This is a genomic window from Robinsoniella sp. RHS (assembly GCF_001029355.1).
Classification (GTDB): Bacteria; Bacillota; Clostridia; order Lachnospirales; family Lachnospiraceae; genus Robinsoniella; species Robinsoniella peoriensis.
In genome coordinates, this window is the sequence record NZ_JNGB01000061.1 from 21,895 (window position 1) to 35,082 (window position 13,188).

Sequence of the window (13,188 nt, forward strand, 5' to 3'; positions counted from 1 at the left end):
GAAGGATATAGGTGAATAGAAATGAATCTTATACAAAAAGTATTAGGGACTCATAGTGAGAGAGAGGTAAAAATGATCAAACCTCTCGTAAAAAAAGTAGAAGCTTTGAGGCCGACCATGCAGGCTTTGTCTGATGAAGAACTAAGAGATAAGACGAAAGAATATAAAAAGAGACTGGCTGATGGAGAGACTTTGGACGACCTTCTCCCCGAAGCGTTTGCGACGGTCAGAGAAGCAGGAAAACGTGTTCTGGACATGGAGCATTATCCGGTTCAGATTATCGGTGGTATTATTCTGCATCAGGGACGTATCGCAGAAATGAAAACCGGTGAAGGTAAAACATTGGTTTCTACACTTCCGGCATACTTAAATGCATTGGAAGGCAAAGGCGTTCATATCGTAACGGTTAATGATTATCTGGCACATCGTGATGCTGAGTGGATGGGAAAAGTACATGAGTTTTTAGGGCTGAAGGTAGGCTGTGTATTAAACTCTATGGACAATGACGAGAGACGGGATGCATACAATTGTGATATCACATATGTTACCAATAACGAATTAGGTTTTGATTATCTGCGTGACAACATGGTAATCTATAAGGAACAGCTGGTACAGAGAGATCTGCATTATGCCATCATCGATGAGGTGGATTCCGTATTGATTGATGAGGCCAGGACACCGCTTATCATTTCCGGACAGAGTGGAAAATCAACGAAATTATATGAAGTCTGCGATATCCTTGCACGTCAGCTGGAACGTGGTGAAGCCAGCGGAGAAGTAACGAAGATGTCCGCTATCATGGGCGAAGAAATCATTGAGACCGGTGATTTTGTCGTAAATGAAAAGGACAAGGTTGTAAATCTGACCGAAGATGGTGTAAAAAAGGTAGAAAAATTCTTCCAGATTGAAAACCTGGCTGATCCGGATAATCTGGAGATTCAGCACAATATCAACCTTGCACTGCGTGCACACAATCTGATGTTCCGTGATCAGGATTATGTTGTAAAAGATGATGAAGTACTGATTGTAGATGAATTTACAGGACGTATCATGCCGGGCAGAAGATATTCCGATGGACTGCATCAGGCAATTGAAGCAAAAGAACATGTTAAGGTAAAGAGAGAAAGCAAGACCCTTGCTACGATCACTTTCCAGAACTTTTTCAATAAATATACAAAGAAATCCGGTATGACAGGTACCGCTTTGACAGAGGAAAAGGAGTTCCGTGACATCTATGGAATGGACGTTGTCGAGATTCCTACCAACAGACCGGTAGCACGTAAAGATGCTGATGATGCCGTGTATATGACTAAGAAGGAAAAATTCCATGCAGTAGTGGATTCTATCGAAGAAGCCCATGCAAAGGGACAACCTGTACTGGTTGGTACCATAACTATCGAAACTTCCGAACTAATCAGCAGTATGCTGAAAAAACGCGGAATCCAGCACAAAGTCCTGAATGCGAAATTCCATGAATTGGAAGCTGAAATCGTTGCAGAGGCAGGTGTGCATGGTGCAGTTACCATTGCAACCAACATGGCAGGCCGTGGTACGGATATTAAGCTGGATGATGATTCAAAAGCAGCAGGCGGTTTAAAGATTATCGGTACGGAACGTCATGAATCCAGACGTATTGATAACCAGCTGCGTGGACGTTCCGGACGTCAGGGAGATCCCGGTGAATCCAGATTCTTTATTTCTCTGGAAGATGATCTGATGCGTCTGTTTGGTTCAGAACGTCTGATGAGTGTATTTAAATCTCTGGGTGTATCTGAAAATGAGCAGATCGAACACAAGATGCTTTCTTCTGCTATTGAAAAAGCCCAGAAGAAGATCGAGAGCAACAACTACGGAATCCGTAAGAATCTGTTAGAATATGACCAGGTAAATAACGAGCAGCGTGAAATTATCTACAAGGAGAGAAGACGTGTTCTGGACGGAGAAAGCATGCGGGACTCCATTTATAAGATGATTACCGATATTGTGGACAATACCGTTGATATGTGTATTGCAGATGATGCGGATAATGAAGAATGGGATTTAAATGAACTGAATTCCCTGTTGAATCCTATTATTCCGTTACAGCCTGTTACAAAAGAAGATATCAAAAAAATAAAGAAGAACCAGTTAAAGCAGAATCTGAAAGAAAAAGCAGTGAAGCTCTACGAAACAAAAGAAGCAGAGTTCCCGGAACCGGAACAGCTGCGTGAACTGGAGCGTGTGATTCTTCTGAAAGTAATCGACCGTAAGTGGATGGATCATATCGATGATATGGACCAGCTGCGTCAGGGTATCGGGCTTCAGGCATATGGACAGAGAGATCCGCTGGTTGAATACAAGATGAGCGGATATGAGATGTTTGATACCATGTCAGCAGGTATTCAGGAAGATACACTCCGCCTGTTATACCATGTCCGCATTGAGCAGAAGGTTGAACGTGAAGAAGTTGCAAAGGTAACCGGAACGAACAAAGATGACTCTGAAGTAAAAGGCCCTGTAAGACGTACTTCTGAAAAAGTTTATCCCAACGATCCGTGTCCATGCGGAAGCGGCAAGAAATACAAACAGTGCTGCGGCAGAAGAGCATAAATATAGAACCAAAAGGGTCGTTTGCATAAAACGGCCTTTTTGTAAATAAATCAAATAATAATTGAGAGAAGGTGAAGCTGTGGTAGAATTAGATCAATTTAAATATACGTTAGGTACGTATGAAAAACCATTAGTGGAAGTGAGGGATTCACTTTGACCTGGCTAACAAGGAAAAGCGGATTCAGGAATTAGAGCGTAAGATGGAAGAACCTGACTTTTGGGATAATCCCGAAAAGTCTCAGGAATTTATGAAAACGCTCAGCAGTTTAAAGGAAGATATCGAAGTTTTCCGTAAACTGAACGATCAGTATGAGGAAATAGAGACCCTTCTGGAAATGGCATATGAGGAAAATGATGCCTCGCTGATTCCGGAAATAGAAGAAACACTGAAAGATTTTACTGCCTCGTTGGAAAATATCCGGATCAAGACCTTATTGTCCGGTGAGTATGATGGTGACAATGCGATTATGACACTCCATGCAGGTGCAGGCGGTACAGAGTCCTGTGACTGGGCAAGCATGCTTTATCGTATGTATTGCCGATGGGCAGACCGGAAAGGGTTCCAGGTTGAAGTCCTGGATTATCTGGACGGTGAAGAAGCCGGTATTAAATCCGTAACTTTCGAAGTAAAAGGGGAAAATGCATTTGGCTATCTGAAATCAGAAAAAGGTGTTCACAGGCTGGTTCGTATTTCGCCGTTTAATGCGGCAGGAAAACGTCAGACTTCTTTTGTATCCTGTGATGTTATGCCGGATATCGAAGAGGATATCGATATTGAGATCAGGGATGAAGATTTAAGGATTGACACATACCGCTCCAGCGGTGCAGGCGGTCAGCATATCAACAAGACTTCCTCAGCAATCCGTATTACCCATCTTCCAACCAATATCGTGGTACAGTGCCAGAATGAACGTTCCCAGCACATGAATAAAGATAAAGCGATGCAGATGTTGAAAGCAAAGCTGTATTTATTAAAGCAACAGGAGAACGCGGAAAAAGTTTCTGATATCCGGGGTGAAGTAAAGGAAATCGGCTGGGGCAACCAGATCCGTTCCTATGTTATGCAGCCATATACTATGGTAAAAGATCACCGAACCAGTGCGGAAACAGGAAATGTAGACAGTGTAATGGATGGAAGTATTGACATTTTTATCAATGGTTACCTGAAATGGCTGGCACTGGGGGCAAAAGAAGCAGAAAATGAATAGCAGGATGTGGATAAGCGGAGGGAATACCTCCGCTTGTGTGCAATAAACACGCTCTAGTACATCATTGCGCAATAAATTACAGGAGGACAATATATGGGAATTATTAAAGCAGCAGCAGGAGCAATTGGAAGTTCATTGGCAGATCAGTGGCTGGAGGTAATTGAGCCGGAAGATATGGGAGACCAGACGCTTCTGACCCGTGGTGTAAAGATGCGTACCGGTTCTAACACGAAGAGCAGTTCCGATACTATTTCAAATGGTTCCGTGATTCATGTGTATGACAATCAGTTTATGTTGTTAGTGGATGGCGGCAGAATTATTGATTATACGGCAGAGCCGGGTTATTATACTGTTAATAATTCTTCCATGCCCTCCTTATTTAACGGAGAGCTGGAAGATGCCGTCAGGGAGACCTTTTCCAGGTTTAAATTTGGAGGGGTAACACCTACGGCCCAAAAGGTATATTATATCAATCTTCAGGAGATTAAGGGAATCCGGTTTGGTACCAGAAACCCCATCAACTACTTTGATAATTTCTATAATGCTGAACTCTTTTTGCGGGCGCATGGAACGTATTCCATTAAAATCACAGATCCGCTTTTGTTTTATGCTGAAGCGGTACCAAGAAACAGCGGACAGGTAGAAATTGACGAAATCAACGAGCAATATCTTTCTGAATTTCTGGAAGCACTGCAGACCTCTATTAACCAGATGTCAGCAGATGGCACCCGCATCTCTTTTGTGTCATCAAAAGCAAGAGAACTGGGGAAATATATGGCGCAGACATTGGATGAAGACTGGCGCCAAATGCGCGGCATTGAGATTCAGGCAGTAGGGATCGCAAGTATCTCCTATGATGAAGAATCACAGAAATTAATTAACATGAGAAATCAGGGAGCAATGCTGGGAGATCCGTCTATCCGTGAAGGGTATGTCCAGGGAGCCATTGCCCATGGTCTGGAAGCAGCCGGATCGAATCCGAACGGAAGCATGGCCGGATTTATGGGAATGGGCATGGGTATGCAGAATGCAGGTAATTTTATGGGAACCGCTTCGGCTAATAATATGCAGCAGATGCAGATGAACCAGGAAGCCAGAAACGCTAATGCAGGAAATACACCTAATACAGGAAATACACCTAATGCAGTTCATACAGGAGACACGGGAAATGCCCAGGCTCTGTCCGATGGAGCAAGCAGCTGGAACTGCCAGTGCGGAACCTCCAACAGCGGAAAATTCTGCTCTAATTGCGGGAAAGCAAAGCCGGAACAGGCACAGGGCTGGGTTTGTGACTGCGGAACATCCAATACAGGCAGATTTTGTTCCAACTGTGGGAGTGCAAGACCGGTTTCGGGAGACTGGACCTGTGCCTGCGGAGTAAAAAATACAGGGAAATTCTGCTCGGAATGCGGAAAGCCGCGCCCATAATCAGGAGGTAATGCATGGCAGTTGTTAGTTACAAATGTCCAAACTGCGGTGGGGATCTTCGTTTTGATCCCAAGACCCAAAAATACAAATGTGAATATTGCCTTTCAGAATTTACGGAAGAGATTTTGAATGCACAGGAAGAGAAAGAATCCGGCAGGCAGTCAGGGGAAGGACAGGAGAGCCAGGAAGGGCTTATCTATTCCTGCCCCAGCTGTGGTGCTCAGATTGTAACGGATGAAACAACAGCCGCAACGTTCTGTTACTATTGTCACAATCCTGTGGTTCTGGAAGGAAAACTTTCCGGTGATTATAAACCGGATCATATTATACCATTTAAAGTGGATAAAAAAGAAGCAGTGGCTCATTTTCTGGAGTACATGAAAAAGAAGAAGTTTGTACCAAAGGCATTTTTCAGTAAGGATCAGATCGAGAAGATATCCGGAGTGTATTTCCCTTTCTGGATGTTTGAATGCGATGTGATGGGGCGCTTGGATGCTGCTGCGACGAATGTACGTGTCTATCGCCTGGGTGAAACCGAATTTACGGAGACCAGATTTTACAATGTTGAGCGGGAGGGAAACCTGCACTTTGAAGAACTTACGAAGAATGCTTTAAATAAGGAAAACAGAAAGCTTGTTGAAGGTGTACAGCCTTTTATGTTAAATGACCTGCAAAAGTTCTCTATGGGATATTTATCCGGTTTTCAGGCGGAAAAAAGAGACATGGAGAAAAGAGATTTTGAAGATGAGATCCGTAAAGAAATCAGCGATTACTCCAGAAATATTTTAAAGGACAGTATAAGCGGATATACCACGGTGAAAGCATCCAAACTTGCCCTGGATACACCTGCAGAGCACTGGAAATATATACTGTTGCCTGTATGGGTTCTTACATATAAAGGCAAAGACAATAAGATGTATTACTATGCCATGAATGGACAGACGAAAAATATCTGCGGCGAACTTCCGATAGACTATGGAAAAGTGGCAATGATGTTTGCAGCCATTGCAATACCCGTATTCTTAATATTATTGTTAGGAGGGTATTTCATATGGTAAAAGAAAAAAAGATTCTTCTATGGATTTGTCTTGTATTTCTGCTGCTGTTGACAACGGGAATGGGGGCATTTGCTTCTTCTGGCAGCCAGGTATTTGATGAGGCAGGGCTGCTTAGTGAGGATCAGATAGCAGATCTGGTACAGAAGACGAATACACTGCGGGAAAAATATAAAATGAATTTTGTGGTTGTAACTACGAATGACGCCCAGGGGAAATCCGCAAGGGAATATGCAGATGATTTTTACATGGATCATGGGTTCTATGACGATGGGGAAGCCAAAGGCGGAGCGACTTTTTTAATTGACATGGATAACCGGGAAATCTATATTTCAACGGCGCATGATATGATCTATTACATGACAGATGACCGGATAGAGAGTGTATTAGATACGGAATACCCATATATCAAGGCTGATGAATATTATAAATGCCTGAGCGGTATGGTGGATGCTACACAAAAATATATGGATAAGGGAATTCCATCAGATCAGTATACAGTAAATACCGAGACCGGAGAGATCACACGATACCTCAGTCTGCGCCCTATTGACTGGGTAATAGCAGTTGGTGCGGCACTGATTCTGGCAGGTAGTGTCTGTGGGTTTACGGTAGGCAGGTACAAACTTAAGTGGGGAAGTTACACATATCCGTATAAACAAAAAGGCAGATTGAATTTAACCAATCAGTCGGACCACTTTACAAATCAGGTTGTTACCCAGAGGCATATACCCAAAAATGATGATTCCGGAGGATCCGGCGGCGGAGGAATGTCATCCACCCATACATCCAGCGGAGGCGGAACTTTTGGCGGTGGCGGCAGAGGATTTTAATAAAATAAGAGACCATTACAAATGGATTTTTCAACGGTCATTGATTTTAGAGCATATATCTAACAATGACAGATGCTGAATTTTCAGTTGTAATGGTCTTTTTTTAGTCGTCTGCCAAAAGAATCAGGAACCGGTTGACTTGTACTTTCGCATCCCAAGATTCCACACAAAGAAGCAGGGAATGAGAAAAAGTATGGTTAATAACGGCAGAAAGCTATAATAGGCAGGTATATTCTGCCTTGTGAGATAGAGAAAAGGATAGTACTGAAAAAGGGCAAAAGGCACAATATAAGTGCAGATCGTAAGTACTGTTTTCCCATAGACAGCCACGGGATATTTTCCGTATTCTCTGGCACCGTCTGTAAAAATATTCATAAATTCCAGTCCTTCCAACGTAAAAAAGCAAAGCCCTGCATAGAGGATAAATAATCCGGCAAAAGTTGCAACACCACCCAAAATCATAAGGATTAACGTAAGAACCCGCAGAAAGGTCCAGTGCAGATGGATATTGGATATGCCGTAGATCAGCATTACAATTGCCTGTAAAAGCCGCCCGATACGGGTTAATTCTATTTTGCTTGCGAGTACCTGGAAGATCGCGCCTCTAGGACGTACCAGTATGCGGTCGAATTCACCATTTCCAATCATTGATGCAAAGGTATCAAAACCTCGAAAAAAACATTCGGCAAGGGTGAACGACATCAGTACAATGGCAAAACACAAAAGAACTTCACTGTATGAAAAGCCTTCGATCTGATGGAAACGCTGCAGCATAAAGTATACGCCAAGGAAGACGTTGAAAGAAACCAGGAACTGCCCAATTATAGTGAGTAAAAAGGATACTTTATATTCCATCATACTGCGAAGATGTATTGATAAATAGTGTATATATAGTTTCATGTAAATGCTCCTTTCAACCGCCCTGAACAACCACCTGCTTTAATGCTCTGTGCATTAGAAGCTTTCCGGCTGAGGTTAACAGTATCAGCCAGAATACCTGTAAAGCAATGGCCCGGCCAAGAGAGCTTCCAGCAATGTCTCCGCTGTAAATTCGCAGGGGAGCATTCTGTATGGAAGCAAAGGGCAGCAGTTCTACGATATAAGAAATTCTTTCCGGTAAAAATGGCAGAGGGATTACTGCTCCGGAGAGAAATTCAGCCAGGGAAGTGGTAATCATCCGAATCCCCTGTGAAGATATCGTATAAAATGCCAATGTATATATGACCATGGAAAGAGATACGACTACGCCAAGTCCAAGTGTCATGGATAAAAGAAACAGCAGTCCGGTAACCGGATCAGCAGGCAGCCGGATACCATATGGAGCAGGCAGGATAAACGCCAGAACCAGTATGGGAAAGCAGCGCAGGACTGTTTTGGAAAGCCTAGATGCCAGATTTTTCGTAAACCACATAGTGTACAGGTCCACAGGACGGCATAATTCATATGATACATTTCCGTTGGTAATAGAATCAAAAATATCATTGTCCCAAAACCAGAACATATACAGGGCCAAGAATGCCTGCTGCAGCCATACATAAGAAGTCAGAGCCTGAAAAGACATGGGAAAGGCATCAGCATCAGCCTGATAGAATGCCTGAAACAGAAGAATTTCCATGGCTCCCCAGATAAACTGGGTGGAGATACCAGCCAAAGCGGCTGTCCGGTACTGAAGTCCGGTAATAAAGCGCATCCGAAAAAAAGAGAGGTATTGTTTCATGGATTACCTCCTATATTTCATATTGCCGGTAGAGGCGGGCAACCAGTTCGTCCAGAGACTCGTTTTCGGAAGCCATGTCCTTAAATTCCCGGAGAGAGCCATCCATTAGAAGACGTCCTTTGCCAATCAGCATAATGCGGTTTGTGAGGGCTTCAATATCCTGCATATCATGCGTTGTCAGAATAATTGTTGTATTATGGTTTTTATTAAGATTTAGAATAAAATTGCGAACGGCAATCTTAGAGACTGCATCCAGTCCGATAGTTGGTTCGTCCAAAAACAAAATTTTGGGGTTATGTAAAAGGGAGGCGGCAATTTCACAGCGCATTCTTTGCCCCAGGGAAAGCTGTCTGGTAGGTGTTTTGATAATATCTTCAAGATTCAGAAGGGCAGCCAGTTCATCTTTCATTTTTCGATAATTGTTCTCCGGTATCTTGTAGATGTCTTTCAGTAATTCAAAAGAATCAATGACGGGAACATCCCACCACAGCTGGGAGCGTTGTCCGAAAACGACTCCGATTTCTTTTACATGTGCTGTCCGTTCCTGATATGGAACACGTCCATTAATCAGACAGGTTCCGCTGTCAGGTGTCAGTATTCCGCTTAATACTTTGATTGTGCTGCTTTTGCCGGCACCATTGGGGCCTATATAGCCCACCATTTCTCCATCAGGGATTGTAAATGAGATATCATTCAACGCTTTGATTTCACGGTATTGTCTGTGAAAAAGAGCTTTCAGGGCAGACGCCAGCCCTGCATTTCGATTTGCGACCCGAAAGGTCTTGCATAAGTGTTCCACTTGAATCATGGTAAACCTCCTGGTAGTAATATTTTGGAAACAACAGTTAATATGTTACTTCAAATATCTTGCCAAGCGACAGAGTCCGGGGGACAGACCCATTTCCCCTTGGATTTTGCCAAGGGAACCCGTTGTGGTAAATATTTACTTTTAAGAAAAAGCAGTCGTGAGCGGCTGCTTTTTGGTAGAAAGGATATTTATTTTAGCACTATACATGGGAGGAAGTCAAGTAAGAATATGGTTATTTTAGGATATTTTAGGAGGAACGATCGGTGGATTCTTCAGTGACGTCATTCATTTTACCTCCGCGCCCTCCGCCATTTCCCCCGCCGAAGTCGGAGATGGTAACAGAAACAACGGTTTCACCATCCATGATGACAGTCAGAATTGTTCCGTCCGTGATATCATCAATGGTTGCGTCACTGCTCTGTCCCATACTGTCTTTGGTAATCGTTGTACTTTCATCTATGGTAATTGACTTTTCTTCTCCGGTAAGGGTTAATCCGCCGGGTCCCCCGCCATTGCCGGAGGGAGGAGAGCCGCCATTATCACCGGAAGGAGGAGTGCCGCCAGTCCCATCACTATCCTCTGTTTGGACAGCGTCCCCGCTGGTGGGTTCAGAAGGTTTTTCTCCATTTCCCGGCGGAGTAGAATCGCCGTCCGGTCTGGCTGCTCTTTCTCCAAGTGCAAGAGTTATGGTATTCCCATCTATGGCTGTAACCTGACCGGTTATGGCATTATTGTCTCTTGTGGTTTCGCTCTGGGAGCCGTCAGCAGTTTCTGCACCTGTTTCCACGTTTGAAGAGCTGCCGGAAGAATCATTCTGGGCATTGCCCAAAGAAGACTGGCATCCTCCAAGCAGGGTACATGAAACGGTAACGCATAATAACAGGGCAATTAATTTATTTTTCATACAATCATCCTTTCTGGTATCTGTTAGTGAACCGGTATCAAATCATTCGTTGTAATCATACAATCCAATGCTGAAATTAACCTGAAGAAAAGTATGAAGAATTTGTGATGCTTAGAAAACCGAACTTCCTAAGTTTACCCTATTTGTCATGGGGCATTTTCAAACAGGCTCTCGGGTAAATTAGAAAAAACTATTGCACTTCTAATCTAAATATGTTAGTATCTTCCTTGTGAATACAAATGTATTTGTGAAGCAAACACGAGGAGGTTCCAATGTCGGAAAAAAGTCAGTATTTTGTTGTTAAGCAGAAGGCGGTACCGGAAGTGTTATTAAAGGTAGTGGAAGCGAAGCGGTTATTAGAGTCGGAACGTGTGGAAACGGTTCAGGAGGCGACAGACCGTGTAGGCATTAGCAGAAGTTCGTTCTATAAATATAAAGATGATATATTTCCATTTCACGATAATGCCAAAGGAAAGACCATTACCTTTGTAATACAGATGGATGATGAGCCGGGTCTTCTTTCAGATGTATTGAAAATAGTTGCCCAGTTCGGCGCCAACATTCTTACGATCCATCAGAGTATCCCGATCAACGGAGTGGCTTCGCTTACTTTAAGCGTAGATATTTTACCCACTACAGACGATGTATCCAAGATGGTAGAAGAAATAGAGAATAAAATAGGTGTTCACTATTTAAAAATATTAGGCAGAGAGTAACATACATATAAATGGTTTGACAGCATCATGGTCGATGCAGATAGGAGGAAAAAATGATTCAGATTGCAGTGTTAGGTTACGGTACAGTAGGTTCGGGTGTAGTGGAGGTTATCAACACCAACCACAGCAGCATCAATAAAAAAGCCGGAGAAGAGATTAATATTAAATATGTCCTTGATTTAAGGGATTTTCCGGGAGATCCGATCCAGGATAAAATCGTACATGATTATGAAGTTGTGGTAAATGACCCGGAAATCAAAATTATTGTTGAAGTTATGGGTGGGGTTGAACCGGCGTATACATTTGTAAAGAGAGCACTATTAAGCGGAAAAAGTGTATGTACTTCCAATAAAGAATTAGTGGCAAAACACGGTGCAGAACTTTTGGATATTGCCAGAGACCGCAATATAAACTTTTTGTTTGAAGCCAGCTGCGGTGGGGGGATTCCGATTATCCGCCCGTTAAATTCATCACTTACTGCAGATGAAATTGATGAAATTACAGGAATTTTAAATGGAACAACCAACTTTATTATGACAAAAATGATCGAAGAAGGTTCTGAATTTGAAGATGTATTAAAAGAAGCGCAGGAAAAGGGCTATGCAGAACGCAATCCGGAAGCGGATGTGGAAGGACATGATGCCTGCCGTAAAATAGCTATTTTATCTTCTCTTGCATTTGGGAAACAGGTTGATTTTGAAGATATCTACACAGAAGGTATCACAAAAATCACGGCAACGGATATCAAATATGCAAAAGCCCTTGGCAAGACTATTAAACTTTTGGCTTTCAGTAAAAAAGTGGGAGAGAGCTTTTATGCTATGGTAGCACCGGTATTGCTGGGACCAACGGATCCCCTGTTCAGCGTTAACGGTGTGTTTAATGCAATATTTGTACATGGAAACGTATTGGGAGATGCAATGTTCTATGGAAGCGGTGCAGGAAAACTTCCTACAGCAAGTGCAGTAGTATCTGACGTGGTAGATGCAGCAAAGCATCTGCATAGAAGTATTATGTCATTCTGGAGCAGCCATAAGCTGGAACTTACCGACATCAGTAATTCCCAGAGAAAATTCTTTGTACGTGTAAAAGGAAATCAACAGGATGATCTTGCTAAGATCGAAGAAATTTTCGGAACAGTGAAACCGGTGATAGTTCCGGGAGTAGAAGGCGAATTTGGATTTACCACAGAGATTCTGTCAGAAGCTGAATACAGTGCGAAGGCAGCGAAACTTGGAACTGTTATTAATAGAATCAGAATGAGATAAGCTTACAGCGTTGCATTGACGGCAAATGAACAGAAAGTACCTTCTAAGCGGAAGGATACCAAAGGACATCTGCCTCCGGTGCAAGGCTGTATTGCTGTTTAAATTCAAAATATGGTTAGCCGGGCTGAAAGAAAATTAGAAAAGCAGAGAGGAAACCGCACGATGATGCTTTCAGCCTGTTAAGGGCGTTAATAAAAACGCTTAAGTGCGGCAATATTGCAGGTTTGCCTGCAGTATGCAATAGGTGATAATATGAAATATATTGTAGTTTTAGGCGATGGAATGGCAGATGAACCGATTGATCAGTTAGGCGGAAAAACACCGCTTGCATATGCAAAAACTCCTGTGATGGATGCTTTAGCTAAAGTATCTGAGATAGGAATGCTCCATACAATTCCACAGGGAATGAGCCCGGGAAGTGACACCGCGAATCTTTCCGTTATGGGATATGATCCAAAAGAATATTATACAGGAAGATCTCCTTTGGAAGCGCTCAGCATCGGTGTGCCGATGCAGGCAACGGATGTAGCCCTCCGCTGTAATCTGGTAACGCTTTCGGAAGAGGAGCCTTATGAAGAGAAGACAATCATTGATCACAGCTCAGGTGAAATCAGTACAGAAGATTCAGCAGTGTTATTGAATGCAGTGCGGGAAGCACTGGA

The 13,188-nt window shown here is 43.0% G+C and carries 11 protein-coding genes and 1 pseudogene; 8 read left to right on the plus strand and 4 right to left on the minus strand.

Annotation, left to right across the window (positions count from 1 at the left end; translation table 11 throughout):
- Window positions 1-21: 21 nt before the first annotated feature.
- The 5 genes from secA to RHS_RS20030 all read left to right on the plus strand — a co-directional run bounded on the left by secA (window position 22) and on the right by RHS_RS20030 (window position 7,113).
- On the plus strand, window positions 22-2,589 hold the full coding sequence (gene secA / locus RHS_RS20010; RefSeq protein ID WP_027296407.1) for a preprotein translocase subunit SecA: 2,568 nt from the start codon (window positions 22-24) through the stop codon (window positions 2,587-2,589).
- Between the two features lie 79 nt (window positions 2,590-2,668).
- A protein-coding gene (prfB, locus tag RHS_RS20015; protein ID WP_138003499.1) for a peptide chain release factor 2 occupies window positions 2,669-3,797 on the plus strand; the annotation gives its coding sequence in 2 pieces (ribosomal slippage) (window positions 2,669-2,743 and window positions 2,745-3,797; 1,128 coding nt in all).
- A gap of 93 nt (window positions 3,798-3,890) precedes the next feature.
- Window positions 3,891-5,225 carry an SPFH domain-containing protein gene (locus tag RHS_RS20020; RefSeq protein WP_047834159.1) on the plus strand — a complete coding sequence of 445 codons (1,335 nt, stop codon included), beginning with the start codon at window positions 3,891-3,893 and terminating at the stop codon, window positions 5,223-5,225.
- A gap of 14 nt (window positions 5,226-5,239) precedes the next feature.
- Window positions 5,240-6,283, plus strand: coding sequence for a hypothetical protein (locus RHS_RS20025; RefSeq protein ID WP_047834160.1), 1,044 nt, complete (start codon window positions 5,240-5,242; stop codon window positions 6,281-6,283).
- Window positions 6,277-7,113 carry a TPM domain-containing protein gene (locus RHS_RS20030; protein WP_047834161.1) on the plus strand — a complete coding sequence of 279 codons (837 nt, stop codon included), beginning with the start codon at window positions 6,277-6,279 and terminating at the stop codon, window positions 7,111-7,113. The genes RHS_RS20025 and RHS_RS20030 overlap by 7 nt, the downstream gene beginning before the upstream one ends.
- A gap of 123 nt (window positions 7,114-7,236) precedes the next feature.
- On the opposite strand, the gene RHS_RS20035 is transcribed toward RHS_RS20030, so the two are convergent.
- The 4 genes from RHS_RS20035 to RHS_RS20050 all read right to left on the minus strand — a co-directional run bounded on the left by RHS_RS20035 (window position 7,237) and on the right by RHS_RS20050 (window position 10,542).
- Window positions 7,237-8,013 (minus strand): ABC transporter permease, encoded by a 777-nt coding sequence (locus tag RHS_RS20035; RefSeq protein ID WP_047834162.1) that lies wholly within the window; start codon window positions 8,011-8,013, stop codon window positions 7,237-7,239.
- A gap of 13 nt (window positions 8,014-8,026) precedes the next feature.
- Entirely contained in the window at window positions 8,027-8,830 is an 804-nt protein-coding gene (locus tag RHS_RS20040; protein ID WP_047834163.1) for an ABC-2 family transporter protein, read from the minus strand.
- A gap of 10 nt (window positions 8,831-8,840) precedes the next feature.
- A complete protein-coding gene (locus RHS_RS20045) occupies window positions 8,841-9,638 on the minus strand; it encodes an ATP-binding cassette domain-containing protein (RefSeq protein WP_047834164.1) in 798 nt (265 codons plus the stop codon).
- 247 nt (window positions 9,639-9,885) lie between these two features.
- Entirely contained in the window at window positions 9,886-10,542 is a 657-nt protein-coding gene (locus RHS_RS20050) for a hypothetical protein (RefSeq protein ID WP_047834165.1), read from the minus strand.
- A 272-nt stretch (window positions 10,543-10,814) separates the two neighbouring features.
- Between RHS_RS20050 and RHS_RS20055 the strand changes: the two genes are divergently transcribed.
- The 3 genes and pseudogenes from RHS_RS20055 to RHS_RS20065 all read left to right on the plus strand — a co-directional run.
- Window positions 10,815-11,258 (plus strand): ACT domain-containing protein, encoded by a 444-nt coding sequence (locus RHS_RS20055; RefSeq protein ID WP_027296416.1) that lies wholly within the window; start codon window positions 10,815-10,817, stop codon window positions 11,256-11,258.
- A gap of 53 nt (window positions 11,259-11,311) precedes the next feature.
- Complete coding sequence (locus RHS_RS20060; RefSeq protein ID WP_027296417.1) at window positions 11,312-12,526, plus strand: homoserine dehydrogenase; 1,215 nt, start codon at window positions 11,312-11,314, stop codon at window positions 12,524-12,526.
- A 252-nt stretch (window positions 12,527-12,778) separates the two neighbouring features.
- Window positions 12,779-13,188 (plus strand): annotated as a pseudogene (locus RHS_RS20065) (phosphoglycerate mutase); the annotation flags it as partial.